This is a genomic window from Burkholderia sp. ZZQ-2 (assembly GCF_050768715.1).
Classification (GTDB): Bacteria; Pseudomonadota; Gammaproteobacteria; order Burkholderiales; family Burkholderiaceae; genus Burkholderia; species Burkholderia cepacia.
On the sequence record NZ_LDVA01000362.1, the window covers coordinates 1 to 26014 of the forward strand.

At 68.5% G+C, this 26014-nt stretch carries 17 protein-coding genes and 1 pseudogene; 5 read left to right on the plus strand and 13 right to left on the minus strand.

Going from position 1 to position 26014, the window contains the following annotated elements; translation table 11 throughout:
• The 5 genes from ABY44_RS35905 to ABY44_RS35925 all read right to left on the minus strand — a co-directional run.
• A partial coding sequence (locus ABY44_RS35905; protein ID WP_431643535.1) for an ACP S-malonyltransferase occupies nucleotides 1-1167 on the minus strand: 1167 nt, incomplete at its 3' end.
• Nucleotides 1149-2576 carry a TolC family protein gene (locus ABY44_RS35910; RefSeq protein WP_060170836.1) on the minus strand — a complete coding sequence of 476 codons (1428 nt, stop codon included), beginning with the start codon at nucleotides 2574-2576 and terminating at the stop codon, nucleotides 1149-1151. The genes ABY44_RS35910 and ABY44_RS35905, both read right to left, overlap by 19 nt.
• Nucleotides 2577-4811, minus strand: a complete 2235-nt coding sequence (locus ABY44_RS35915) for a peptidase domain-containing ABC transporter (protein WP_060170834.1) — start codon at nucleotides 4809-4811, stop codon at nucleotides 2577-2579.
• Between the two features lie 11 nt (nucleotides 4812-4822).
• On the minus strand, nucleotides 4823-6094 hold the full coding sequence (locus ABY44_RS35920) for an HlyD family secretion protein (protein WP_059697765.1): 1272 nt from the start codon (nucleotides 6092-6094) through the stop codon (nucleotides 4823-4825).
• A gap of 179 nt (nucleotides 6095-6273) precedes the next feature.
• Nucleotides 6274-6516, minus strand: a complete 243-nt coding sequence (locus ABY44_RS35925; protein ID WP_059522764.1) for a hypothetical protein — start codon at nucleotides 6514-6516, stop codon at nucleotides 6274-6276.
• 698 nt (nucleotides 6517-7214) lie between these two features.
• Here ABY44_RS35925 and ABY44_RS35930 point away from each other — a divergent pair.
• Nucleotides 7215-7452: pseudogene (locus ABY44_RS35930) on the plus strand (transposase); the annotation flags it as partial.
• A gap of 199 nt (nucleotides 7453-7651) precedes the next feature.
• Here ABY44_RS35930 and ABY44_RS35935 read toward each other — a convergent pair.
• From ABY44_RS35935 to ABY44_RS35965, 7 genes are all read right to left on the minus strand, one after another.
• Entirely contained in the window at nucleotides 7652-11923 is a 4272-nt protein-coding gene (locus ABY44_RS35935) for a WGR and DUF4132 domain-containing protein (RefSeq protein WP_060171234.1), read from the minus strand.
• Nucleotides 11924-12091: 168 nt separating this feature from the next.
• Nucleotides 12092-14329, minus strand: a complete 2238-nt coding sequence (locus tag ABY44_RS35940) for a hypothetical protein (protein ID WP_060170832.1) — start codon at nucleotides 14327-14329, stop codon at nucleotides 12092-12094.
• On the minus strand, nucleotides 14326-15450 hold the full coding sequence (locus ABY44_RS35945; protein ID WP_060170830.1) for a vWA domain-containing protein: 1125 nt from the start codon (nucleotides 15448-15450) through the stop codon (nucleotides 14326-14328). Before ABY44_RS35945 ends, ABY44_RS35940 begins: the two co-directional genes overlap by 4 nt.
• A 100-nt stretch (nucleotides 15451-15550) precedes the next feature.
• Entirely contained in the window at nucleotides 15551-18037 is a 2487-nt protein-coding gene (locus ABY44_RS35950) for a DUF5682 family protein (RefSeq protein ID WP_060170828.1), read from the minus strand.
• Between the two features lie 10 nt (nucleotides 18038-18047).
• The gene (locus ABY44_RS35955) at nucleotides 18048-18179 is read right to left on the minus strand and encodes a hypothetical protein (protein WP_269113162.1); all 132 of its coding nucleotides are present in this window, start codon (nucleotides 18177-18179) and stop codon (nucleotides 18048-18050) included.
• An 8-nt stretch (nucleotides 18180-18187) separates the two neighbouring features.
• Entirely contained in the window at nucleotides 18188-19294 is a 1107-nt protein-coding gene (locus ABY44_RS35960) for an ATP-binding protein (RefSeq protein ID WP_021158777.1), read from the minus strand.
• Nucleotides 19295-19834: 540 nt separating this feature from the next.
• Entirely contained in the window at nucleotides 19835-20809 is a 975-nt protein-coding gene (locus tag ABY44_RS35965; RefSeq protein WP_431643536.1) for an NAD(P)H-dependent flavin oxidoreductase, read from the minus strand.
• A 336-nt stretch (nucleotides 20810-21145) separates the two neighbouring features.
• Between ABY44_RS35965 and ABY44_RS35970 the strand changes: the two genes are divergently transcribed.
• The 4 genes from ABY44_RS35970 to pal all read left to right on the plus strand — a co-directional run bounded on the left by ABY44_RS35970 (nucleotide 21146) and on the right by pal (nucleotide 25260).
• The gene (locus tag ABY44_RS35970) at nucleotides 21146-22138 is read left to right on the plus strand and encodes a GlxA family transcriptional regulator (RefSeq protein ID WP_027791629.1); all 993 of its coding nucleotides are present in this window, start codon (nucleotides 21146-21148) and stop codon (nucleotides 22136-22138) included.
• A gap of 186 nt (nucleotides 22139-22324) precedes the next feature.
• Nucleotides 22325-22903 (plus strand): hypothetical protein, encoded by a 579-nt coding sequence (locus ABY44_RS35975; RefSeq protein WP_060170824.1) that lies wholly within the window; start codon nucleotides 22325-22327, stop codon nucleotides 22901-22903.
• Nucleotides 22904-23182: 279 nt separating this feature from the next.
• The gene (locus tag ABY44_RS35980; RefSeq protein WP_060170822.1) at nucleotides 23183-24379 is read left to right on the plus strand and encodes a porin; all 1197 of its coding nucleotides are present in this window, start codon (nucleotides 23183-23185) and stop codon (nucleotides 24377-24379) included.
• A gap of 389 nt (nucleotides 24380-24768) precedes the next feature.
• On the plus strand, nucleotides 24769-25260 hold the full coding sequence (gene pal / locus ABY44_RS35985; RefSeq protein ID WP_027791632.1) for a peptidoglycan-associated lipoprotein Pal: 492 nt from the start codon (nucleotides 24769-24771) through the stop codon (nucleotides 25258-25260).
• Between the two features lie 142 nt (nucleotides 25261-25402).
• Here pal and ABY44_RS35990 read toward each other — a convergent pair whose 3' ends face one another.
• The gene (locus ABY44_RS35990; protein WP_060170820.1) at nucleotides 25403-25867 is read right to left on the minus strand and encodes a hypothetical protein; all 465 of its coding nucleotides are present in this window, start codon (nucleotides 25865-25867) and stop codon (nucleotides 25403-25405) included.
• Nucleotides 25868-26014: the final 147 nt, after the last annotated feature.

A 26014-nucleotide genomic window follows, 5' to 3' on the forward strand; every position in this document is an offset into this window, starting at 1 on the left:
CACCGCGCCCGCCGCGTCGAACGCGTGCCGCAGTTCGCCCTTGAGCCAGTCGACGATGTGCGGTCCGCGCGCGTGCCAGAACGCGTCGAAGCCGGAGCCGGCGTTGCCGATGCGAATATCGTCTTTCATGATGGTGTCCTCCTGGAAATAACGGGTGATCGTCGTGACGACGCTCGATTCCTCTGCCACGTTCGACGGGCCGCCGAACGTCCTGACCGCGCCCGGCCCCACGATGCGCACGACGATGCGCGCCAGCGCATTGAGCCCGCCGCACTCGACGTAGCGGTCGATGCCGTCCGCGCGCGCGGCGCGAATCGCGTCCGCGAAGCGCACCGGCATCACGAAATGCGACGCGAGCCGCATCCCGGGATCGTCGGCGCCGCTATAGCGGCGGCCGAGGATCGGCGAATACACCGGAATCGCGAGCGCGCCGGGCCGATATGCGGCAAGCCGCGCGGCGAACTGCGCGCGCGCGCCGGCCAGGTCGGGGTGATGAAAGCCATACGGAGACCGGAGCGTCTGCGCGGTCACGCCTTGCGCCGCGCAGGCCGAGACGAAATCTTCCAGCGCGTCGCGCGGGCCGGACACGACGGTCTGCGACGTATGGTTCTCGACCGCGATGCAGACGTTGCGCACCCCGTGCGTGAGCGCGCTCGCGTCGATCAGCGCGAGTGTCGCGTCGGCGCCGGCCGAAATCGCGGCCATCATGCCGTCGGCCGGTGCCGCGGCCTGCAACGATGCAATCCTGTCGCACACGATCCGCGCGCCCTGCTCGATCGAATACATGCCGCCGCACACCAGCGCCGCGATTTCGCCGAAGCTGTGTCCGATCAGCAGGTCGGGGACGATGCCGCGTTCGCGCAGCACGCCGAACATCCCGACCGATGCGCCGAAGATCCCGAGCTGCAACAGGTCGGGCGCGTCGCGCAGCCACGTATCGAGCCCCGCGTCGTCGCGCCACAGCGCGCCGGTCAGCGGATGGCCGAGCCGCTCGCTCGCGACCGCGTCGATCGTGTCGAGCGTCTGCCGCACGCTGCGGTGTTCGTGCCCGAGTTGCCGCAACGCGCCCGCATAGAACGCCCCTTGTCCCGGGAACAGGAACGCGCAGCCGTGCGCTTGCGCGTCGCCCGCGTTCGGCCCGGTGCCGTTCAACCTGCGTCGTTCCATAATCCCAGTCTCCCAAGGCTCTCGGCCAGCTTCAGTCTCGCGGTCCGCCACCTCGACACCGCGAGCACGCGCTGCCGGCGCGCATCCGCGAGCGCCGACTGCGCATTCAGCAGTTCCGTGAACGAGCCGACCCCGGCCTTGTAGCGGCCGCGGGCGATCTCGAGCGAATGCAGCGCGGTGTCGAGCAGATGCTGCGAGTTGTCGAGGTTCGTCGTGTCGGTCTGCAGGCTCTGGTAGCTCTTCCACACGTCGAGCGACACCTTGAGTTCGGTATTGCGCACGTCGGCTTCCTGCGCATCGGCCTGCGCCTTCGCCTCCGCGATGCGATACCCGGATGCGAAGCCCTCGAACAGCGGAATCGAAATCTGGATGCCGATCGAGTTGCTGTGACTGCTCTGCAACTGGAACAGCGACGGCTGCTGCTGGTATGACGGGTTGTTGCGCGTGAGGCTGCCCATCAGCGAAATCGTCGGCAGCGACTGGGCGCGCACCGCGCGGATCTGGTCGCGCGCCGCTTCGAGCCGCTCGCGCGCGGCGATCAGCTTCGGGTGATCGCGCTTCGCTTCGGCGATCAGGTTCGCGACGCCGCGCGTGAAATCGTCGCGATCGGGCGACGGTTCCGCATCGGCGATGCGCAGCGGCGTGTCGGCGTCGGCGCCGAGCGTCGTCGCGAGCGTGCCGATCGCGTTCTGCAGGTCGCCCTCCGCGCTCACGCGATCGAGCAGTGCCTTGCGATAGGTCGTCTGCGCCTGCAACGCGTCGCCGAGCGTGCCTGCGCCGCCGTCGTGTCGCGCGCTTGCTTCGGCCAGGCTCTCCTGCGCGGCACGTTCGACCGCCTGGGCCGCCTCGAGCGCCGCCTGCGCGTCGCGCAGCGCATAAAACGCCTGCGCCGCGTCGTAGAAGACGCTCTGCAACGCGTCGTCGTGCGCCGCATTGGCCGCGCGCAGCAACGCACGCGCGCGGTCGAGGTTCGCGCCGCGCTTGCCGAAATCGAACAGCACCCAGCTCAGGTTGAGCATGCCGTAGCGGCTGGTGCTGCGCTGATCGCCGGAAAAACCGCCCGTATAGGTCGTGTTCACGTTGTCGCGCTGGATACCGGCCGTCGCGTTCAGCGTCGGCAGGTATGCGGCCTTCGACACGCCGACCTCGGCCGTCGCCGCCCGTGCGTCCGCCCACGTGCGGCTCAGTTGCGGATGGGAGCAGATCGCCAGCAGGATCGCGTCCTCGAGCGCGATCGGCCGGTCGTCGAGGCGCCGTGCGCCGCATGCGGTGGCCGATGCCATCGACCCGGCCTGCGTCGCCGCGACGTCGTCGCGCGTGCGATAGACGTCGAGCATCTGCGCGCCCGCGGGCAGCGCGGCGGCCAGCGCAACGGCGGTCAGCACGACGGCGAAGGGTCGCTTCATCATCTAGCGCCCCGCCACCGGCTGTACCGGACCGGCAACCGGACCGGCATCGTGCGGCGCCGGCCGGGTCGCGGCCGGCTCGCCGCCACGCGACTTCGCCGCGACCGCCGCGCGCATCGCCGCGGTCGACTGATCGAGCACGACCTTCCCGCCCTGCAGCATGATGACGCGCTGCGCGGACGCGATCGTCTCCGGCCGGTGCGCGACGATGAGCCGCGTCATCGCGAGCTGCGTGACAGCCGCATTGACCTGCATCTCGCGCTGAATGTCGAGATGGCTCGTCGCTTCGTCGAGCACCAGGATGCGCGGCCGCTTGTACAGCGCGCGCGCCAGCAGCACGCGCTGCTTCTGGCCGCCAGACAGCACGGTGCCCATGTCGCCGACGAGCGTGTTGTAGCCCATCGGCATCGCCGCGATGTCGTCGTGCACGGCCGCGATGCGCGCGCATTCAGCGACCCAGTCCGGATCCGCTTCCGGGTCGAAGAAGCTGATGTTCTCCGCGATCGACCCCGCGAACAGCACGTCGTCCTGCAGCACCGTGCCGACCAGCGCGCGCAGCCGCTCGATGCCGAGCCTGGCCACGTCGAGCCCGCCGATGCGCACGGCGCCGCCCGTCGGCTCGTGAATCCCGAGCAGCACGCTGATCAGCGTCGTCTTCCCGCAACCGGACTGCCCGACGATCGCGACCGATTCGCCGGCCGCGATCGTCGCATTGACGCCGTCCAGCACCAGCGGCTCGCCGTCCGCGTAGCGGAACGACAGCCCGTCGATCTCGATGCTCGGGTCGAGCGAGTCCGCTTCGCCCGGCACGCTGCGCAGGCTCGCGTCGGGTTCCGCTTCCGCGAACACGATGTCGGCCAGCCGCTCGCCCTGCAACTGCAGCATCCTGACCTCGAAATACTTGTCGATCAGGCTGCCGACCCGGCTGTCGAACTGACTCTTGTATGCGTTGAACGCCATCAGCACGCCGACCGTGAACTGGCCGTCCATCACCATCCGCGCGCCGAGCCAGATGACCAGCACGTTCTCGATGCCGAACAGCAGCCCGTTGAGCTGCTGATAGAAAATCTGCAGCTTCTGCACGTGCAGGCTCGCATTGACCTGCTCGACCAGCAGCGTGATCCAGCTCGCGCGCCGCTCCGTCTGGCGGTTGAACAGCTTGATCGTTTTCACGCCGCGCACCGTCTCGAGGAAATGGCTTTGCTGCTTGGCGGCGTGCACGATCTGATCCTCCGTCGCGCGCCGCAACGGGCCGTACCACATCCATCGGACGAGCGCGTACAACGCCATCGTCGCCAGCGCGACGAGGCCGAGCGTGCGGCTGTATACGAACATCATCGCCAGCGTGACGAGCGTCATCAGTCCGTCGATCACCGCACCGAGAAACGACGTGGTCAGCGTCTGCTGGATCGTGTCGATCGAGCCGAAACGCGACACAACGTCACCGAGATGGCGGCGTTCGTAATAGCGCACCGGCAGGCTCAGCAGATGCGTGAACACGTTCGCGCGCCACTGGATGTTGAGCGTGACGCCGACATACATCAGCGCCCACGCGCGAATCGCGCCGGTCGCCTGCTGCATCATCAGCAGCAGGCCGAAGCCGAGCGCGAGCACCGTCAGCAGGTCGCGATCGGCGCTGACGATCACTTCGTCGATCACCCATTGCAGGAAGAACGGCTGCACGAGCATGAAGACCTCGAGCGCGATCGCCAGCACCAGGATCTGCGCGAGCGAACGCGACAACCCCGACACCGGGCCCAGCAGTTCACGCAGCCTGACCGCCGGCCGCGCCGCGCGCGGCGCGAAGCCGGCGTTCGGCCACAGCTCCAGCGCGACGCCGGTGAACCCGCGCGAGACGTCGGCGAGCGACACCTTGCGAATGCCGTGCGACGGATCGTGGATCGTCGCGGTCTTGCCGTTCACTGCCTCCAGCACGACGAAGTGGTTGAAATTCCAGTGCAGCAGGCACGGCAGGCGCAACTGGCCGAGCTGCGCCATGTCGAGCTTCAACGCACGTGTGCCGAGCGACAGGCGCTGCGCGATCTCGATCACGCGCCCGAGGCCCGCGCCCTTCAGCGAGACCGGAAACTGTGTGCGCAGCGTCGCGAGATCCACGTGATGGCCGTGATAGCCGGCAATCATCGCGAGGCACGCGATGCCGCATTCGGCCGCTTCGGTCTGCAGGACCATCGGCAGCTTGCGGCCGAGGCCGAACGAGAGTCGATCGAGTAATCGCATGCGTGCGCCCGTCAGAGTTTGCCGGTCAGGCTGTAAAGCGGCTCGAGCACCCATTCGTACAAGCGCCGGCGTTCCTGCAGGATGTCCGCCTGCAACGTCATGCCGGCCTGCAACGGTTGCTGCGCGCCGTACGCGGTGACGTGCTGCGCGTCGAGCGCGACGATCACGCGGTAGAAGGTCGCGTCGCGCCCCTCTCCCGGCGTCGCCGCCGGGCCACCGTCGTTCGCGAGTTCGGCCGCCGACAGCGCCGTGCGCGCGATCGACACGACCGTGGCCCCGTACTGGCCGAATTTCTGATAGGGAAACGCCTGATAGCGGACCAGCACCGGCTCGCCGACCCGCACGAAGCCGATCGCCGTGCTCGGCACGAACAGGTGCGCCTGCCAGCGCGCGCCGCCCGGCACGACACTCGCGAGCGGCCGCGACGTATCGACCGACTGGCCGACGTCGGCGATCGCGGCCGTGACGATGCCCGCCTCCGGCGCGGTGACGACGATCCGGCGCTTCGCCTCGCTTTCGATCAGGTTCTGGTCGACGTCGATCACGTTTCGGTCGATCTGCGCGAGCTGGTTCTGCTGCTTGAAGCCGAGCCCCGACAGTTCGTTGCTCGCCTCGGTGAGCGACTGGAGCGTCGATGCGCGGTCGCGCAGCAACCCGTTCAGCTTCGACTGCTGGTCGAGCAGGTCGGCCTCGCGCTGCTGCGCCTGGTCCTTCGAGATGTAATCCTGCGCGAGCAGGCCGCGATAGCGCGTTGCGCCGTCGGCCGCGATCGAGGTACGCAACCGCTGGGCCGCGAGCTGGTCGTCGATTTGCGCGAGCGTGCCCTTCAGGTTCCCGATCTTCGCGCGCAGCGTGTCGCGCTCGTCCTGCTGCAGGCTGCGGGTCTTGTCCATTTCCGCGAGCAGTGACGCCTTGCGCTGCCGCGCCTGCGCGATCAATGCGGCCTGCGTCGCGCCTTGCGCGGCGCTTTGCAAGTCGGTCGATACCGTATAGAGCGTCTGTCCGCGCGTCACGCGCTGCCCTTCCTTCACGTCGCGCTCGACGACGATGCCCGGCTGCAATGCATAGACCTTGACCAGCCCCGCATCCGGCATCACCACGCCGGAGACCGTCGTGCGTCGCGTATATGTACCGAACGCGAAGAACAGCACCACGCAGGTGGCCATGACCATCGCGACGACCGTCAGCAGCGTCATGGACAGCGGATGCACCAGCACGATGTCGCCCAGCACCCGCATGCGCCGAGCCTGTGCCGCTTCAGAACGAAAGAGACCGAACTCCATTTTCACCAACGTGTCGCCAAACAACATGTCGCCCAATATCGGTATCGGCGTCCATTCCGCTTCCACGCGTCGGAACAGGCAAAAGCGATCCGGTATACAAAGAAGACCCGTGCATACCGGATCGTCAGTTCCATCATCGGGAGACGCGGCGGCTACCGCGTCGCCTCAATGCAGGCAACTCAGTACTGCGGGCCGCCGAAAAGGCCGTCCAGCAGGTTCACCGCGGCGGTCGTGATCGTCTCGCCGATGTTGTATGCCTGCTTGACCGGTGCGGCGAAGATGCCGAACGTCAGCGCATTGCCGATGCTCTCCGCGGTGCTGCCGCCCCATTCGATGATGTTGCCCAACGCGGACGGGATGCCCGGGCCGCTGTAGTAGCCGCCGGAAACTTGTGCGATTTGCTGTTGATTCAGTTCTTGCATTGCATTTCTCCAGTTTCAAAATGCTAGATAATCCATCTAGCGGGGCATCGAACAACGCCGCAATTGCGGCGCAGATCAACACGTTAAATACATTTAAACTTTTAACGACTCGGCGCATCCATCGCTCGAGCAAAATCAAACCAATGCATTCAATCCTGCTCAAAAAGCGCATAAAACCCCGTCGACCGGGATGAATCGATCGACCTTTCGACGTCGGCCATTCAGCGGCGATATGCGAGCAGCCATCGCCTCGGCGGGCGTCCGACTGAAAGACGCCGGGCAATGGACGTGCAAGTGCTTCCGCGCATGGATGTCGCGGTGCCCGCATGCCACGGAGTACGAAATTTCAACGAGAACGACTGCCCGATCGAGCCCGCGCCCGATAATAATTGCGTGCTAAATGCCGTTCATCTAATCAGCTAAACGTCGTTGATTGGATGATCGACATCAGATTTCACCTCTGAGATTTTTACAGCGCCGAATCAGACGAACCAATGATCGGTCACTTTTCGGACTCCCTTTGTACGATACCGCACCATGGGGCAAACCCGATATTTTGAGGATATTTACTTATTTTTATTATCGATTCCAGGCTTGCATGCCGTGATTGAATGCCCCCAGTTGATTCTGGAAAGGTCATGTCTTCACGGTAGATCCGGTCCCCTTGACTGGTCGGAGGTCGCCGTCGCCCGACTCGGATGGATGCGCCGTCAGATGCCAAACGACGTCGTACGTTTTCACCGGAATTCAAACAGCAAGCCGCGTGTCTGGTGCTCGACCAGAGCTATAGCCATATGGAAACGAGTCGCTCGGGGGGCGTCGGCGAGACGGTACTGCGCCGCTGGGTACGCCGGCTTCAAATGGAGCGTCAGGGCGTCACGCCGCAGGGCAAGGCAATCACGCCGGATCGGCAACGCATTCCGGAACTCGAGATCTGGACGCTATTGCGCGCGCGGGAGATGCCGTCCTCCGCTTACGCATTCGCCACGTCCCTGCTCTGGTTTCCGCATTTGATCTCCGGAGAACGAGAATCTGCACCACACCCGATCAGTTTGATTTGCGAGAAACCGGGCGCTGTCGACACCCGCGATCGCCACACCCGTTCGCCCCGACGCATCAACCCAGATGTCACGTGTTACTCCCGCATCCCCTCCAGATCGCGGATCAACTCGCTTGCCGAGATTTCGTCGAGCGTCGACAGCGCATCGGGCTCACGAATGCTGCCCCAGTTCGACGGCGAACCGGCCTGCAACGCGCCGAGTTGCTGATCCGGATTCATGTCGACCGCGCCGACGAAGATCCCCGGGTCCAGCGACAGTTCGATCACCTTGCCCGCGCCGAGCGGCTTCGTGAAATACCAGATGCAGCCGGCATCCTCGACCTGGCCGCGCCGCCAGCCCTTGTTGACGAGCCCGAGCACGCGGCCGGTCGGCACCTTGACGCCCTTCCAGCGCTCGAGCTGCCGCCCGTTGCGCTCGTCGTCGGTCAGCCGGTACACGTCGCGACCGAGCTGCGCGAACGGCTGCAGCAGCTCGTAGTCGGCGAACACCTGCCCGAATGCGGCGGCATCGGCCGGCGCGATCTCCAGCGCATGCGGCACCCCGATGCGGATCGTCGCGCCCTCCGGCAACGTAAACGCATCGTCGTCGGCCGTCGCCGCCGTGCCGTCTTCCGCCACGCGGAAGCAGGCCTTCAGCGTGCCGCCGAAGTTGCCGCCGTCGTCGACTTCGTACACACCCCAGACAAGGCGCTGGACAAGATGGCGTACGAGCGGATGCTCGGCGAGAAACGCGCGAAACACCTCGGGTGTCCAGCGGCGGCGCCCGCACATCGCCACCTCGAGCCGCGCGACCTGCTGGCTCGCGATGGTGCGCGCATCCTTCTTCAGCACCTTGAAGCGCTCGACCGCTTCCTTGCCCTTCACGGGATCGTCGGTCTTCTTCGGCTTCGGCAGATCCGCGAGCCGCGCGCCGGCCACGCCGTCGGCGCCGGTCTCGCGCACATACGGCTTGAGCGTCTCGTCGAAGCCGACCCGGAATGCACGCGGCCCGAAGTCGAGCAGCATCGTCCCCTGTTCGTCGAGCCCGAGATCCGGCGCGAGACGGTCCTCCAGTTCCTCGGACGACAGCCCGCGCGCTTCCGCGATCGCATCGATCTTCTCGCGCGCGCGGTCCTGCAGCGCGCGGAACTTGACCTTCTGCGCGATGCCGTTGAGCAGCATCAGCGCGACGTCGCTGCCGATCGACGCCAGCACTTCGAGGCCGGTCGCCGCGCGTGCATGCGCCGATTCGCCGGGCCACGTGCGGATCAGCGGCGTCAGCTTGCGCGCGGTGTCGTCGTTGCCGAACAGGCCCAACGCGGTGAGCGCCCAACCCTCCTTGCCCGGCGCGCCGGCATCGAGCCATGCGTTGAAGCAGTCCCACGCGAAATCGGCCAGCGACTCCGCCGTGCACGCGTCCTTCACGACGTCGATGCCGCCGTAGACGCCTTCACCGGTCGGGAACGTCAGCATCTGGCCGAGATGGTCGAGCGCGTCGTCCGGCAGCGCCTTGCCGTTCTTCAGCACCGGCCGGCGCCAGCCGCGCGGCTGCCAGAATTCGGGCAGCTTGCTGCGCTTGGTCGGGAAACGGTCGAGCGGGCTCTCGTCGAGCACGGCGCGCACCGCTTGCGGCACCGCGTCGTCGGCATAACGCGAGGCGACGTCGATCAGCAACGCCTCGTGGCCGTTCGCCTGCAGCAAACGCAGCGCAGCGCCGGCGCAGTCGCGCGCTTCGCCCGGCTTGCCGAGCGACGGCGCGATCAGGCCGCAGGCCGCATGCTCCGGAAACTTCAGCAGCCACGCACGGCCGTCGTCGCGCAAGGTCTTCAGCTTCGCGAACGCACGGGCCGCGATCGGCGCGCATTCGACGGCGCCGTAATTCAGCGCGTAGCCGAAATTCTCGGTCGGCTTGTTGCGCACGGTTGCGATGAGGCCGGGCAACGCGGGCAGGCCGAAGGTCGCCATCAGCAGGTTCACGCCCGCCGTGCTGTGTTCGCCCGCCACCGCGTTCCAGATGTCGACGGCCACCGCGGCCGGCAACAGCGTCAGGTATTCGGCGCGCAGCCAGTACCAGAAGTAACGCTCGCGCTTACGCGCGTCGATCATCGCGCGCCACGCGGCGACGAACGCCGGTGCGTCGCCTTGCCGGATCGCCTTCGCCGCCGCCTCGCCGAGCGGCCCGTAGTACTTTTTGCTCGCGTCGAAACCGAGGCCGTCGATCAGCATCATCGTGTCCTTCGACGCCGCGGCGAGCCGCTTCGCTTCCCACTGGTCGGGCGTTTTCGCCTGGTTGCGCTTCGCTTCGTCCCAGCATTCGACCGCCGCCAGTTCGAGCGGCTCCAGCGTCAGCGCCGCCGCCCGCTTCTGCCGCGCGGCAAGCCAGGGCGGCGCGGCCAGCACACCCGGCAATTCCTCGGCCGATGCGACCTCGGCCGGGCCGGCCAGCAGCGCGAGAAGTTTGTCGATCACGGCCTGGGCCGGTGCGTCGAGCCACGGCCGCAGCCCGTCGACGTGCGCCGTATGCGCACGCAACAGGCGCGTGAGGCTCGGCGTCAGCAGCCCGGCATCCTTGCCGCCCGCGGCCACGAGCCGCGACAGCGCGACCATGCCCGCCAGCGGCCAGCGATCGAGCGACAGCGACAGGCGCGCGAGCGCGCCCTTCGAACCGCTGGCGACCCTCGCCAGCGCGGCCACCGCGTCGGGCGTGCCGATCGCGGCGAGCGCGTCGCCCGCCTCGTCGGCGGCGGCGCCGCGTTCGAGCACGTCGAACGCGGCCGTGCCGCGCTCGCGCAGCACGGTCGCGACCATCCGCGACATTCCCCAGAACTCGCGGCCATAACTGTTCGGCCGGATTCTCCCGACCACCGCGATCGCGTCGGGATCGGTCGCGGTCAGCAGCATCCAGTGCAGCGTATCGGGCACGTCGCGTTCGGCGCTCAGCCTGCGCACCAGCGCATTCGACAACTGCGGCGCATCGGGCAACAACAGTGCGGGTATCGGCTGGCGGGTCGGGTGCAGCGCCGGCAACGCGGCCTCGATCCTGTCGACGCAGGCCTGCCATTCCGCCTCGCTCGCCGCGGCAAGATGCTCGCGCAGCGCCGCCTCGCCGCCGACGATCGGCCCGCGCCAGCTCTCGCGCACCGGGCCTTCGACATTCGTCGAGAAACGATGGAGGCGGCGCTGCGCCTGACGGTCGTAATCGGCGTGCACGTGGATTTTCAACGCGTCGAGCAGCACGTCGATCGCGCCCGTCAATCCGTATTGCGCAACCAGGTAGTCGGCGACCGGGCGGCCGATCGCAGTTTCGCCGTGATAGTCGCCCACGGTCATCGCCAGCGCGAACAGCGCGGCGTCGGCTTGCGCGTCCGCCACCGGCCCGGCGATCGGCGTACGCGCGGCCAGCCGGTCGAGCATCCGCTGGACGGCCGGGCGCAGCGCCGCGTCGGTCGCGCCGATGTCGATCGAGTACCCGTCCTTGCCTTCGATCTTCAGCCACGCAGCGCGCACGTCGAGCACGGTCACCTCGACGGGAAAACGGCGGGACGCATAGGCTTCGCGCAGGATCTGCGGCGACAGCCGCACGGGATCGCCGTGCATCAGCCACGGCGGTGCGCCTGCGTCGGCGACGGCGGGTGCGGCAGGCGCCGGCACGGCGGCCGCCTGGGACGCCAACCACTCGCCGAGCGCCACGGCAGTCGCCTGCCCGTGCTCGTGCACGCTCGCCGACGCTCCCCAGCCATGCAGCAGGCGGCGCGACTTGAGCAGGTCGAGCGCCATCGCGGCGCCCTGGTCTCCGACGTCGTAGCGGCGCTTGATCACGGCAACCGTCAACGTCTCGCCGGGCTTCAGGTCGCCGTTCGCGATCTGCGCGCGCACGGTCTCGAAGACACGCTCGCACTGGGCGTCGAAACCTTCGGCAGCGACGGGCGGCAAGGGCGCGGCGGCGGCGGCGGTGGCGCCGGAAACCGTTGAAGGCGGCGTCGATGCCGCCGGCTGGGCCGACGGCGTGGACGGCCCCCCCTTCGCGGCCTTCGCCGCCGCGGGTTGCGCGTTCGCGGCCGGTTCCGCGTCTGTCGACGCCTGCGGCACCGCGGCCGGGGTTGCCGACGACGCGGCGGCCGGCGGCTTGGCGGCAGTCGCGCCGATGCCGGCGCCGGCCGCTACCGCGACTTCGGCATAGCCCTTGCCGGTTTTCTCCTTGACGAGCTTGTCGAGCGCGGCGCGCGCCTTCGCGTCGTCCGCGAACGACTTCGTCTGGCTCTGGCCCGCGGTGCCGATGCGGCCCCAGCGGATATTGAGCCCGGAGCCTTCCTGCTCCACTTCCCAGAACTTGCTGGAGTTGCCTTCGATCAGTTCAAAACGACGCATCCGTTCCCTCTCACTCGGATCGACGACGCGGCACGATGCCGCGCCCGCATGCCATGGCCGCAACGCAGCCATGACGCCCTCTCGTTCATTCATCCCGCGAGCCGTGCAGCCTGCCCGACGACTCGCGGTGTCGGGCGCCGCCTGCTCGCCCGTTCGACGGTCATGCCGTCATTGCTCGACGATGCCCAGCAGCAGCAACGTCAGCGAACCCAGTTGCGCCAGGATCGACGCCGATTGCGCACCGCGCAGGCCGTCGGCCAGCGTGCGCAGCAGCCGCCCCGCGTGCGCGAGGCCGGCCCGCTCCAGTCGCGTGGCCTGCGCCAGCGCACGCTCGATCGCGCCGCCGCCCTGATGGCGCATGCCCTGGCGCAGCCACTCGGCCAGCAGCGCCAGCGTGTCCTCCGCGAGCGCGACCAGCGCGGGCAACGACTCGCGCCCGCCGGCCAGCGGCAGCGGTTGCGGCGCCGTCGCCTCGGTCTGCAGCACGACGGCGCGCTGCGCGGTCAACACGGCCAGCGGCCGCATCACGGCCGTGCCCGCATGCAGCCGGACGGTGCCCGCCAGCGCGCGCAACGCGCCCCATTCGCCGGACAGCGCGCGCGCCAGCGCATCGACCGCGCCGGGTGCCACGGCGCGATGCGGCAGCGCGAGGTGCAGCACATCGTTGCCTTCCACATCGGCCGTCCCGCCTTCGCCTTGCGCGAGCCGCGCGTGCAGCACCTGGGCGGCCGCATCCCAATGGACCGACCGCACGACCATCGGCTCGAACGCGACCACGTGCAGCGACCCGGCCGCGCCGGCCGCCGCACCGTTCGCCGCCTGTCTCGGCCGCACGAAGTCGGGCAGCGCGTCACGCAGGTGCGCGACGAGCGCCGCGATGCCCGGCTGGCGGATCGGCGCGACGAGATCGTCCCAGGAGGTCGGCGACAGCGGCAGCACGCCTGTCTGCCGTATGCCGGCCGCGATGTCGACCGCACCGTTCGCGCGCCGCTTCGCGGTCTTCGTGACGACCTGCCCGGCAGCGATCTGCCGCAACGGGAAACCCGCGACGCGGCGGCCGGCCAGATCCGGCGCACGGCCGCCGGCCGCGACGTCGGCGGCACGCGGCCAGTTGCGCGTCAGCACCATCACGGTCTGCGTATCGGGATCGACGAACAGCACGCTCGCCCCCTCTTCCGCGTCGTCGGCCCACAGCTCGACGCCGAGCGACACCAGCCGTAGATGATCGAGTTCGACCTCGCCCTTCACGCCAATGCCGAGCATCTGGCGGGCCGGCACGGCGGCCCCCTCGCGCTGCGTCGCGGCGGACAACGCCGCGCGCAGGCGCGCCCACAGTTCGGCCTGCACGCGTACGAGCCGCAGCGGCTCGAAGCGGCTGCTGCGCGCATGCTGCGCGTGCACGAGCTGCCAGGCTTCGTCGAGCGCGTCGTCGACCCACTGCCAGCCGCGCTCGCGCAGGCGACCGCGCAGCGACTCCACGCGCGCGGCCAGCGCGATCGGCGGCTGGCTCGAACCGTCCAGCCACAGCGCGTGTACCAGCCTGTCGAGGTCGGCGATCAGCGCGTGCGCCGCGTCGTCGCGCAACGGCGACCGGTCGTCGCCACACTCGTCTGCTTCGCCGGCCGGCGGGCGCACCTCGACGATCGTCTCCGATAAACCATCGGCCGATGCCCCGGCCTGTCGGAATGCCCAGACGGCCAGCACGACGTGCGCGCAGCCGCTGCCTTGCCGGCAGTCGCAACGCGCATGCGCGAGCGAACGTCGCGAGAAGAACCGCACGGTGCACATCGGCAGGCGTGCAACCGGCGACGACTGTGCGCCGGACCACGGCTGCACGGTCACAGCAGGCCGCGCGGCCGCCATGCGCGTGGCCTGTTCGAGCACCGACGGCGCAAAACTCGCCGCCAGCGCGGCATCGTCGAAATCGGCGGGGCTCCATGCACGATCCGCGGACGACGTGCCGTTCGTGTCGTCGCCCGGCGGCGCATCGTCCGAACCGGCGCCTGTTGCGCCGCGTGCGACATCGTCCAGATTGCAGATCGATTCATCGCGCGTATCGGCCTGCCCCGTCCTGTCGTCTCCGCCTGCTCGCACCTCGCCCGGGGCAGCCGCTTCGTTCCCCTGCATGCTCGCCTGATAGGCGAACACCAGCATCACGCGATGCCGGCACATGCCGCTCGCGGTGCAGTTGCACGCCGCGTCGCGCAAGGTCCGGCCCGGCGGCAGGCTGGTACGCACGCCGTCGGCGAACGACGCGTGCACCGTACCGTCGCCGTCGACGGCCAGCGCCGGCACCGCGCCGGCGGCGACATCCTTCTGTGCGCGCTTGACGAACCCGGCGTTGGCGAGCGCCGTCAGCGCTTCGGGCGTCAGTTCGAGGAGGTCGTCGCGGATCGGCGCGCTCATCCCCGCACCTTCTCGGCGAGCCACGCGGCCAGTTGGCCGGGCGTCATCGCGCCGATTTGCGCGCCGGCGTTCACGAGCCGCGCGGCCATCTCGCGGTCGTAGGCGGGCTCGGCAGCCGAATCGAGCGCGGCCAGCCCGAGCACGCGCGCGCCGCTCTCGGCCAGCGCCTTCACGCGGCGCACGAGTTCGTAGCCGCTGCCGCCTTCATAGAAATCGCTGACCAGCACGACGATCGTGCGGGCGGGATTCGCGACGCACGATTGCGCATACGCGACGGCCTTCGCGATGTCCGTGCCGCCGCCGAGCTGGACCTTCATCAACAGCTCGACCGGGTCGGACACGTCGGCGGTCAGGTCGACCACCGACGTGTCGAAGGCCACGAGCCGCGTGCGCATGCCCGGCAATTGCCACAGGCACGCGGCCATCACCGCGCTGTGAATCACCGAGTTGACCATCGACCCGCTCTGGTCGACGAGCAGCACGATGTCCCACGGCTCGGCGTGGCGACGCGTGCGACTGTTGAAGACCGGCGTGTCGAGATACAGCTTGCGCCGCTCGGGATGCCAGTGACGCAGGTTCGCGGCCAGCGTGCGTGTGTAGTCGAAATTGCGGGCGATCTTCATCCGCGAGCGCCGGCGCCGGTCGCGCGTGCCGCTGAAGGCCTGCCGCACGTCGGTCGCCAGCCGCTCCATGATTCGCCGGACCACCTCGGCAACCAGCCGCCGCGCGGCTGCCAGCACCTCGGGATTCATCAGGTGCTTCGTGTGCAGCACGGCGCGCAGCAACGATTCGGACGGCTCGATCCGCTCCAGCACCTCGAGGTTCGTGACGACTTCGTCGATGCCGAAACGCTCGACCGCGTCGCGCTCGAGCCGGTCGATCACCTCCTTCGGAAACAGCGTGTGGATCGTGTTGATCCAGTCCGGCGTGCTCAGCGCGGACGGCCCGAGGCCGGCCCCGCGCTCGCCGCGCTGTGCCCGGTCGTCGTCGCGACCGTACAGCCAGTCGAGTGCCGCATCGGCGGCTCGCGCGTCCGCACCCGGCGTGCCGCATGCGGCTTCGGCCGGTTCGCCGAGCAGCAGGCGCCAGCGTTCGAGCGGACCGGGAATGTTCAGCGGCATGGCAGGACTCGCGGAAAACGCGCCGCACCGTGTCGTGACGGCGCGACATCGTGGTGAGGGAAGCAGAAGCCGGACGCGCGGCGGCCTGTCGGTCGGCAATTCACGACGCCTCCGGATCGGGCGCGAGCCCCCAGCGGCGCAGACGGCCGAGCACCTGCGCTTCGATGCGCGCGGCGTGCGCGGCCTCCTCGGGCGACGCATCGTCCGCGTGCCGCTCCGTCAGCACGCGGCGTGACAGGTGCGTCGCGTCGTGCAGCGCGAGCACCTGGTCCGCGAGCTGCCCGCGCTCCCGCGGCGGCAACCACGCGAATGCGCTGCGCAAGCCCGGCAACGCGAGCACGAAATCGGCGTCGTCGAGCGCGCGCACGGTCGCATCCATGCCCGCGACGAAAGCCGGTGCGCTCGCCAGCGTCTCGCGCGCCAGCGCAAGCAAACCGCCGAGCGCATCGCCGAGCGCGGCGGCCGGCATCGCCCGCAGCAGCGCCATCGCGTCGTCGATGCCGGCGACGGGTTGATCGTCGTCGACGCCGGCCTGCCCCGCCAGGCCGAGCAGCGCCCCGAGCGCCGCGCCGCGACTCGCGGGCGCCGCCGCCGTATCGGCTGCCTTGCGCCGCCAGACGGCCAGCGCGCGCAACGGCTCGAGCGCGAGCGGCGTGTGGGTGACACCGTCGGCACCGGCCAGTACGTCGGCCACGATCCGGCGCAGCGCGACGTGCCCCTGCACGTGGGCGTCGAGATCGGCCGGCGGCAGCGCGGCGGCCGGCTCCAGCAACCAGAGCGCGCGATCGAACCCGGCCTCGACGACGATCCGCAGCACCGGTGCATCGTTCATGCCGAGCAGATGGCCGTGACGCAGCAGCGTATGCAGGTTGCCGAGCGCCGGGGCGAGCGACTCGAAGCGCTGCTCGCGCGCGACCGCATCGTGCAGCGTGTCCAGCAGCGCGGTGCTCAGCGCTGCCAGCCCGGCCCACGCGGCGCGGTTCAGGCCATCCGCGAGCGGCGCGATGCGGCCGCCCGCCTCACGCAATTCATCCTCGAGCCGCGCGCGTGCCGCGTCGGACAGCGTCGCGCCCCACGCGCCGGCTTCGATCAGCGCCGCCTGCTGCTCGAGCGGCTCGCCGAGCTGCCAGACTTCGTCGCGTTCGCCCGACATCGCAAGCCGTGCGCCCTGGCGGCGCACGATGCCCGGTACGCGCAGCAGCGCCAGCCGGTGCAGCACCCGGCTGCGCGCGCGCCCCTGGTCGGTCAGCAGGTCGAGCGTCAGCGTGCCGTGCAGCACGATGCCGAGCGCGGCCAGCTCGTCGCGCACCGCGGCGACGAGCGGCGGTTGCGGCGTGCCGGGCGCGAGCTCGCCGGCGGCGTCGCCCGCCAGCGCATCCATCGCCTCGACCAGCACCGGATCGGTGCCGGCCCGCAGCGGCCCGCGATAGGTCCACGGCAGCGGCGCGTCGAGCGCCTCCTTCACCAGCGCGCCGGCCAGCGCGTCGAGCCAGTCGCAACGCAACGGCCTCGCGTGGCCGCGCAGGCGTGCCAGCCCTTCGGCCCGCACGTGCACGGCAATCAGGTCGGCCGTCGATACCGGCAGCTTGCGTGCGCGCAGCCGCTGCATCACGTTCTCGAGCACGCGCCGCGCCGCCGCTTCCGCGCCGTGGGCCCAGACCCACTGGTAATAAGCCGGCGAAGGCATCCCCGATGCGTAGCCCGCGAACGCGTCGAGACGCTTGAACGTGTAAGGCACGAGATAGGAACCGTAGCGGACGCTGCGCGCGGCCGCGTCGGCGGTCGTCGAATCCGTCTCGCACGCGCCGGCGTCAGCGTCCCGTTCGTCGGGCACGGCACCGGCATCGCCGTCGATCGCGCCGGGTTCGGGCGTATCGGGCAACGCAACCGGCTGCGTGCGCCAGAGTGTCGCCAGTGCCGGCGCGTGATAGCCGCCGCAGACGACCAGCACGTCGTCCGCCTGCCCGTCGGCTTCGGCGACGGCCCACGCGATCCAGCGCGCCATCATCCGTTCGCGTGCCTGGTTGCCGAGCGAGCCCGGATCGTCGGCGCGCAGATGCGAGAAGTAGGTCGACAGGCGCGCCGCGAGTTCGTCCAGCGCGTCCGGCGTATCGCCGACGTCCTCGAACAGGTGATCCCACAGCGCATCGCGGCCTTGCACCGCGAGCGTGTCCGCCAGCGCGCGCTCGTATGCGTCGGCGCGGGCCTCGTGTTCGGCGTCCGCGACATCGGCATAGCGGTTCTCGAGCCGCGAGAACGCCGCGTGCCACGCGGGCAGGTCGATGAACCGAACCGTCGCGCCGACTTCGCGCCCCGCCTGCAATGCCTGCCATTCCGGCGAATGCTCGGCGAACGGGGTCCACGAGCCGTAATGCGCGGTATCGCCGGACAGATAGCTGTAGATCGCGATCGGCAGGCGGTGCGGACGATACAGTTCGTCGAGCCGGCCGTTGAAGTCGGCCGGCCCTTCGATCAGCACGTAGCGCGGCCGCCGGGCGCGGATGCGCTCGGCCACCAGCCGCGCGCACGCGGGGCTGTGATGGCGGATGCCGACGATGTGCGGCTGGCCGGGCGTCACGGTCTGCATGCGGCGCCTGTCAGTCGAAGACGATGCGTGCGGGGGCGCCGGACGAGACGCCGCCCGACCTACCCTTGTCGCCGTGCACGCGATGCGCATCGGGCGCACGACGTCCCGGCCCGCGCATGCCGCCGCGATCGGTCGTACTCATGTCGCGCGTCACGGCAGACGGTGGCGTGCCGCGTAGTACGCGCGCCAGTGCGCCCCTTCGCGCCGGGCGGCCTTCTGTTCGAAATAGCGGCGCAGCTTCGCGCGGTCGTCGGCGTTGTCCTTGACCACGGTGCCGGCGATGCAGTCGACGAGATCCTGCGGCGACCCTTCGCGCTGCTCGAGAAACCATGCGCGCACGCCGACCGCATGCGCGACGTTCACCGCTTCGGCTGTCGACATCACCGCCGTCAGCCGGTCCATCGCGCCGTCGCTGCCCGCCGCATCGCCGGCCCCGCCGCGCAAATCGCGAAACGTGGTGACCAGCAGTTCCAGCACCGGCTGCGGCACGGCCGCCGGAATGCCGCTGCCGGCCAGCAGGCGCGCGCTGGCTTCGCGCACGAGCGCGAGTTCGCTGTCGAAGTCGAGAATCGGAAACACGGTTTCGAAATCGAAGCGCCGCTTGAGCGCCGCGCTCATCTCGTTCACGCCACGGTCGCGCGTGTTCGCGGTCGCGATGATGTTGAAGCCCTCGCGCGCGTACAGCATCCCGTGTTCGCCGTGCAGTTCGGGCACGGCCATCACGCGATCCGACAGCATGCCGAGCAGGCAGTCCTGCACTTCCAGCGGCGCGCGCGTGATTTCCTCGAAGCGCACGATCCGGCCGTCGTGCATGCCCTGGTACAGCGGCGCGGGCACGAGCGCGCGCGGGCTCGGCCCTTCGTTGATCAGCAACGCGTAGTTCCAGCCGTACTTGATCTGGTCTTCGGTGATCGATGCGCCGCCCTGGATCGTCAGCGTCGACGTGCCGCTGATCGCGGCCGCCAGCAGCTCGGACAGCATCGATTTCGCGGTGCCCGGCTCGCCGACCAGCATCAGCCCGCGCCCGGTGGCGAGCGTGACGAGCATGCGCTCGATGCTCGCGATCGGCGCGACCACCTTCGGCGCGATGCCGAGCGAGCGATCGCCGGCAATGAATGCGCGGGCGGCCGTCAGACTCAGTTGCCAGCCCGGCGGGCGTGGTTGGGCGCCATCCTGCGCCTTCAGCTGCGCGAGCTGATCGGCATACAGGACTTCAGCGGGCGGTCGCTGCAATGCATGCGGTTGAGACGGAGCCATGTCTGCTTCTTCTTGTCTTGTATTCGCGGTCGGGCTCGAAGGCCCTCGGAGCGCGAATTATATCGCCGCGCGCAAGATCTCGATCCGTCGATGACGGTATTTGTCATCTCATGGGCCGATCGCCGGAGCGGGCGCCGGCTTGCGATGCGCCGAGCCCGGGAGAAACCGCATCGGGCTCGCGTGGCGCAACGCGGTGGCGTCGGCCAGGCTGGAATCCGGATGATGTTCGGGGGGCGCTGCCGGAGGGGAAAGCGGAATCAGGCAACCCGGGTTACCCGATTCGACAACGGGAAGTCATTGAACACACGAGCACCCGGCCGTCGTGAAGTGATTCAGTTCACGGCGGACATAGTTGCCCGAGCCCGGTCGCGCCGCGAGGCGACTTGAACCGACGACGCGACAGACTCTACATCGATACAGTGGCCACCAACCGCACGCTTTCGGTCATCGCCGCGGTCCCCCGGTTGGCCCTCGTCGACCACATCCCGCACGAATCCTCGCCGGCATCGCGCCGGCGGCATCCCGTGTCGCCGATCCGGATCAAACCGCGATACGTGCCAGGCGGCTGCGGATGATCTCCGTCGCCTCGCTCACGATGCGCTCGACGAGTTCCTTCACGGTCGGGATATCGCGGATCAGGCCGACGACCAGCCCGCACGACCACGCGCCCGCGTCGAGCGCGCCCTCCTTCATGATGCGCGGATACACGCCGGCGACCTCTTCAGCGATATCGTCGAACCGGATGCCGGCGCCGAGCCTGCTTTCCTTTTCGAGAATGCGATCGACCGCGGCATTGCGCAGCACGCGCTCGGTATTGCGCAACGGGCGCATGACCAGGCTCGTATCGAGTTCGGAGGCCGCGACCAGCGCCTGCTTCACGTTCTCGTGCACCGGCGCCTCGCGGGTGGCGACGAAGCGCGTTCCCATGTTGACGCCGTCCGCGCCGAGCGAAAGTGCCGCAACCAGCGACCGGCCGTCCGCCATGCCGCCGGAGGCCACGAACGGAATCCTGAGTTCCTCGGCGGCGCGTGGCAGCAGAATGAAGTTCGGAATGTCGTCCTCGCCCGGATGGCCGCCGCATTCGAATCCGTCGACGCTGACCGCATCGCAGCCGATGGACTCGGCCTTCAGCGCGTGGCGAATCGACGTGCACTTGTGGATCACCTTGATATCCGCTTCCTTGAGCGCGGCCAGGTAGGGCTGCGGGTTGTTGCCGGCCGTTTCGACCACCTTGACCCCGCCTTCGACGATGGCCCGGATATAGCCGGGATAGTCGGGGGACGTGACGGTCGGCAGGAACGTGAGGTTCACGCCGAACGGCTTGTCGGACATTTCGCGGCAACGCCGGATTTCAGCGGCCAGATCGGCCGGCGAGCGCTGGGTCAGGCCGGTGATGATGCCGAGTCCACCGGCGTTGGAGACTGCTGCGGCCAGCTCCGCGTACCCGACATGGTGCATGCCGCCCTGGATGATCGGATAGTCGATGCCGAAGAGTTCGGTGATCCTGGTTTTCATGATGTTTGCGGTTCAGGTTGAGACGAAAGCGCCTTCGCATGCAGGGCACGCGTTGCGGCCCCGACGCATGTCACTGCGCGGCTGAATCGACGGTGCAACGCCGACGGAAATCCACGCTGCCGGGCAACGAATACGCCTGGCGGTACCCGGGGGCGGCCACATTGGCCTTCTCGCGACCCGGACGGCACACGATGCCGCCTCCCGCGCGCTGCCGGCCGCATGGCGATTCTGTCGCTGCCCGCCAACCGGCGCCAGGTTGACACGACCAGTTTCCTCGCGGGCCGAACTGCCGTACATTGGCGAAACTGACACATTGAATGCGATATCCGACACATCATGCCCCGCGCCGCCATTCTTGCGTATGACGATTGCTACGCTTCCAGCCTGGGCGGGTTCGCCGACATCCTGCAGATCGCGAACGCGCACTGGCGGCGGCAAAGGGGCGATGGCAATGCGCAGTTCGAATGGCGGTTCGTTTCTCCGACGGGGAAGCCGGTCATGGCGAGCAACGGCTTGCAACTGAACACGGAGCCGATCCGGCCGCGCGAGAAGTTCGACCTGGTTTTCATTCCCAGTGCGCATTACGCAAGCGGCAAGGCCTTCGACCGGTTGCTGGCACGACAGTCGGCCGCATGCGACTGGCTGGTTTCGCAATGGAACGCGGGGGCCTACCTTGCGGCGAACTGCACCGGCACGTTCGTCCTGGCCAGAACCGGCCTCCTGGACGAACGGCCCGCGACGACCACTTGGTGGCTGGCCGATCAGTTCCGCAGCCGGTTTCCCCGCGTCGACCTTCAGCTGGAACCCGTCGTCACCGAAGCCGACCGCCTGATCTGTGCCGGGGCATCGGCGTCCTACCTGCTGCAGACCATCCATGTCATCGAGCGCTTCTGCGGCGCGGCCATCGCCGCGCAGTGCGCGAAGACGATGCTGATCGACGTCAGCCAGACGAAGCAATTGCCGTATCTCCCGTTGCTGGCAGACAAGGAACACGCCGACTCGCTGGTTCACCGCGCGCAGTATTGGCTGCAGAAGCACATGACGAAGGACGTGAAGATGTCGGAGATGGCGCATGAGCTCGGCGTGAGCGAGCGCACGATCATCCGCCGATTCCGCGCGGCGCTGAATCAGCCGCCATTGCGGTATTTGCAGAACCTGCGCATCGAAGCCGCGCGCGGCCTGCTGGAGGCCGGCGATCTCAGCCTCGAGCGGATTACGGCCCAGGTGGGATACAGCGATACCAGCTCGTTCTGCCGACTGTTCAAGGACAAGGTCGGCCTCAGCCCCGGCGCATACCGCGATCGCTTTCGCCCCACGGGGGAATCGTAGACAACGCGACGTGAGCGCTCCGGCAAGATTCGCGACCCGTTCGGTTACGATTGGCCGATCGGGCCCACGATCGAAGCGGTCGAGCCCGATGAAATGCAGCGGCGTCATGCGGCGCTGCTGCCCGGCGATCAGCAGACAACCTGAACGGCGCCCCGCGCGCGCCAGTCGATCACCCCGACATTCGCGATGCACTATCACCCCGACGACATCTACCGGCTCTACCGGAGCGTGCCGACGCTGCAGTTAAACCGCCCGGCTCCGGCCGAACGGTTCCTGGCCGCTGCTGTCGAGACCGGCGCCGAACTCGGCCATGTGCTGCGCGACTACCCGCAGGTCCGCTACCAGCCGCTCGACTTCCACTACCTGTGCCGGCAAAGCCTGTCCGTGCTGGACGACACGCTGCTGGCCGACCTCACGGCCGACATGAACGCTGGATGGCGCGGCGCGCACTGGGCCGCGCTGTTGATCGCGTTATCGGGCGATGCGCGCCATCTGCCGCACCTCGACGAAGTCAGGCGCCACCGCGGCGTCGAGTGGGCGGCCGAGCTTGCGGAAGCCGCGTGCGGCCCCGACGCCGGGTCGTCGGCATTCCGTGGCTGCCGGTCGATCGTGCGCCTGCGCGATCAGCTTGCCGCGTTGCCGCGCGTCGCGGTCCGCTTGCGGCCCTGGCTCTCACCGGAAGCACTCGAAGCCAGGGCGGTCGCCGTTCGTGCCGCGTATCGCAGCGGTGGCATCGAAGCCGCGCTGCCGGTTGCCCGCCGCTAGGCTCCCCGTCGGCCATCGCCCGACGGACGATCACGCGATGGTCAACTGAATCACCCGACTTCCCGTCGAACCGTCGAATGCATCGCAAACCCGGCGACGGGTTTCCCGCCGAACCGCACCCTCCCCGCCTTCGTCCCGCCGCGATTCCACGCGATTTCGCAGAGGACCTTTCCTGTGCAACGCCTTAATCGACCGCCGCGCGATCTCCAATAATGGCCGCTCGATCCGCCGGCCACCGCGCCGGTAAATTGATAAAAAACTTCTTTGCATTCCTACAAGATGAATAAACACGCCAGCACGCGACTCGCGGGGACCGCCGTTGCCACTTGCCTGACCGCCTTCGCGTCGGACGGCGCACACGCGCAGAGCAGCGTGACGCTGTACGGCCTGATCGACACGTCGATCACCTACGCGACCAACCAGCGCACGCACGGCGCCGGCTCGCCGGGCAGCGGCACCGTCGCGATGACGAGCGGCGCCCTGAACGCGTCGCGCTGGGGTTTGCGCGGCCGCGAGGATCTCGGCGGCGGGATGGCCGCGATCTTCGGGCTCGAGAACGGTTTCTCGGGCACCACCGGCGCGCTGTCGCAGAAAGGCGTCGACATGTTCGGCCGCCAGGCATGGGTCGGCGTGAGCTCGAAGACGGCCGGCGAGCTCACGTTCGGCCGCCAGTACGACCTGATCCTCGATTTCGTGACGCCGCTCGGCGCGTCCGGCCCCGGCTGGGGCGGCAACCTCGCGGTTCATCCGTACGACAACGACGATTCGAACCGCAACCTCCGCATCAACCAGGCGGTGAAGTACACGAGCCCGACGTATCGCGGGCTGAGGTTCGGCGCGATGTACGGCTTCTCGAACACGGCCGGCCAGTTCGCCAACAACGCGGCATGGAGCGCGGGCGTGTCGTACGCGAACGGGCCGCTGAAGCTCGGCGCCGGCTACCTGAAGATCAGCCGCGACCGCAATGCGCCGAACCCGAACGGTGCGCTCAGCACGGTCGACGGCTCGGCGACGATCACGGGCGGCAACCAGCAGATCTGGGCCGCGGCCGGCCGTTATGCGTTCGGGCCGCATTCGGTCGGCGCCGCGTGGTCGCACTCGACCACCGACGGCGTGACGGGCGTGCTCCAGGGCAGCGGCATCGCGCCGTTGAAGGGGGAATCGCTGGTGTTCGACAACTTCTCGGTCGACGGGCGCTTCGCCGTCACGCGTGCGTTGAGCCTCTCGGCCGCGTACACGTACACGATGGGCCGCTTCGACACGCGCACCGGCCAGACGCGCCCCAAATGGAACCAGGTCGTCGCGCAAGCCGACTATGCGCTATCGAAGCGCACGGACGCGTATCTCGAGGGGGTCTACCAGAGCGTGAGCGGCGGCAACGGCAACCCCGCGTTCAACGCGACCGTCTGGACGCTGACGCCGTCGGCGAACAGCAACCAGGTCGTCGTCGCACTGGGGCTGCGGCACAAGTTCTGAAGACGAAGCACGGCGTCGCTACGCCATCCGCGCAAGGCATGCGTTTCGGCACCGCTCGAGCGTCATGCTCCGAGCCGCAAAGGCCGTGCCCGTGCGCGGCCTTTGCGCAACGGCATCGCGCCGCGTGACGGCACGAATGCCGCCCGGTCTGTGGCGTCGACGCAAATAAATGCGGAGAAACTGGTCACGCTGTGACATTTTTCCTAATCTGTTTGCAGCGACGCCGAAATTTGGCGTTCCGGCCGCAACACTCTTTCATATGGCGCACCACCGGCTTACGAACACGATTCACGTCGTAGATGCCGGATCTTTCGCGCCGTTCGGCCGGATACGGGCGTGCCGATCGCACGCCCCACGCGTTCAATGCAGTCAACCGCTGGAGACGAACGATGAGCAAAACGAACCGATTTGCGGTCCTGACAACCGTCGTACTGCTGGCCGGTTGCCACCATGCGGCCAAGACACCCGAGAATGCCGGCATGGAGCCCGCGCCCTCGAGCGAAGCCGTCGCAACGGTGACGGCCGACGAGCTCAACAATCCGAACAGCCCGCTCGCGAAGCGCAGCATCTACTTCGATTTCGACCAGTACTCCGTCAAGCCCGAATACCAGTCGCTGCTGCAGGCACACGCCGACTACCTGCGCAGCCATCCGGCGCGGCACGTGCTGATCCAGGGCAACACCGACGAACGCGGCACGTCCGAATACAACCTCGCGCTCGGCCAACGCCGTTCGCAGGCCGTGCTGAGCGCGCTCGAAACGCTCGGTGTGCAAGCCACGCAACTCGAGGCGGTCAGCCTCGGCAAGGAAAAGCCGGTCGCGCTCGGCCACGACGAGGATTCGTGGGCACAGAATCGCCGCGCGGATCTCGTCTACCGTTGATCCCGGGCCGCCGTGACGGCGGCATTCGCTTCAGGAACGGCATGGTAGCCCGCTGGCCGCGCAAGCGGCCGCGCGGCGCCGCCCTTGCCCGCCGCCTGCACGCGATCGACGTGAAGGCGGCCGATCGCGCAACGCTTCGTGCTCAACGCCGGCGATCGAGCCGGCGATGCAGCCAGTGCGACATCACGGCCGACGTCACGATCGCATCGAGCGTGGCGATCGCGTCGATGTCGCTGAACTGGTCGATTTTCATCAGGTAACCCTCGAGTTCGACGAAACCGATCATCGCGCCGGCGCCGACGACCATCCCCAGCAGCACGAACCAGCGCCGCCGGAGCCGCGTGCCGATTGCGCCCATGATGCCGCCGGTCACGGCCGCCGGCAGGAAATAGCCGAACAGGAACGACGCGAAGAAGATCAGCGGAACCATGCCGGCGCTGACTTTCAGTTCCTCCCACGACGGGCCGTCGATCAACGACCACCCGACCAACATCACGGCCGGCCAAACGAGCGATGCGACCAGCGGGCCGCCGACGGCAAACGACACGCAACCGAGCACGGCGGGACGAAACGGACGCGACGACGGACGTTCAGCGGCGGCACTCATGTTTTTCGTGGTCGGAACCGGAATGGCGGCGTGCCGCAGTGTATCAACACGCCGTGCGACGACACCGATCCGCCCCCCTCGCATTCGACGATCCGCAAAAGGCATGGAATAAACGGCCCGCCCGAAACGTTTCTTCAGCGCGCAGAC

What these genes read in the sequence shown, in the direction of transcription:
- ABY44_RS35920 (WP_059697765.1), bottom strand. Translation starts at nt 6,094, where the DNA reads ATGGAGTTCGGTCTCTTTCGTTCTGAAGCGGCACAGGCTCGGCGCATG.
- ABY44_RS35960 (WP_021158777.1), bottom strand. Translation starts at nt 19,294, where the DNA reads ATGGCTCCGTCTCAACCGCATGCATTGCAGCGACCGCCCGCTGAAGTC.
- ABY44_RS35935 (WP_060171234.1), bottom strand. Translation starts at nt 11,923, where the DNA reads ATGCGTCGTTTTGAACTGATCGAAGGCAACTCCAGCAAGTTCTGGGAA.
- ABY44_RS35970 (WP_027791629.1), top strand. Translation starts at nt 21,146, where the DNA reads ATGCCCCGCGCCGCCATTCTTGCGTATGACGATTGCTACGCTTCCAGC.
- ABY44_RS35975 (WP_060170824.1), top strand. Translation starts at nt 22,325, where the DNA reads ATGCACTATCACCCCGACGACATCTACCGGCTCTACCGGAGCGTGCCG.
- ABY44_RS35965 (WP_431643536.1), bottom strand. Translation starts at nt 20,809, where the DNA reads ATGAAAACCAGGATCACCGAACTCTTCGGCATCGACTATCCGATCATC.
- ABY44_RS35915 (WP_060170834.1), bottom strand. Translation starts at nt 4,811, where the DNA reads ATGCGATTACTCGATCGACTCTCGTTCGGCCTCGGCCGCAAGCTGCCG.
- ABY44_RS35990 (WP_060170820.1), bottom strand. Translation starts at nt 25,867, where the DNA reads ATGAGTGCCGCCGCTGAACGTCCGTCGTCGCGTCCGTTTCGTCCCGCC.
- ABY44_RS35955 (WP_269113162.1), bottom strand. Translation starts at nt 18,179, where the DNA reads ATGAGTACGACCGATCGCGGCGGCATGCGCGGGCCGGGACGTCGTGCG.
- ABY44_RS35945 (WP_060170830.1), bottom strand. Translation starts at nt 15,450, where the DNA reads ATGCCGCTGAACATTCCCGGTCCGCTCGAACGCTGGCGCCTGCTGCTC.
- ABY44_RS35940 (WP_060170832.1), bottom strand. Translation starts at nt 14,329, where the DNA reads ATGAGCGCGCCGATCCGCGACGACCTCCTCGAACTGACGCCCGAAGCG.
- pal (WP_027791632.1), top strand. Translation starts at nt 24,769, where the DNA reads ATGAGCAAAACGAACCGATTTGCGGTCCTGACAACCGTCGTACTGCTG.
- ABY44_RS35950 (WP_060170828.1), bottom strand. Translation starts at nt 18,037, where the DNA reads ATGCAGACCGTGACGCCCGGCCAGCCGCACATCGTCGGCATCCGCCAT.
- ABY44_RS35925 (WP_059522764.1), bottom strand. Translation starts at nt 6,516, where the DNA reads ATGCAAGAACTGAATCAACAGCAAATCGCACAAGTTTCCGGCGGCTAC.
- ABY44_RS35980 (WP_060170822.1), top strand. Translation starts at nt 23,183, where the DNA reads ATGAATAAACACGCCAGCACGCGACTCGCGGGGACCGCCGTTGCCACT.
- ABY44_RS35910 (WP_060170836.1), bottom strand. Translation starts at nt 2,576, where the DNA reads ATGATGAAGCGACCCTTCGCCGTCGTGCTGACCGCCGTTGCGCTGGCC.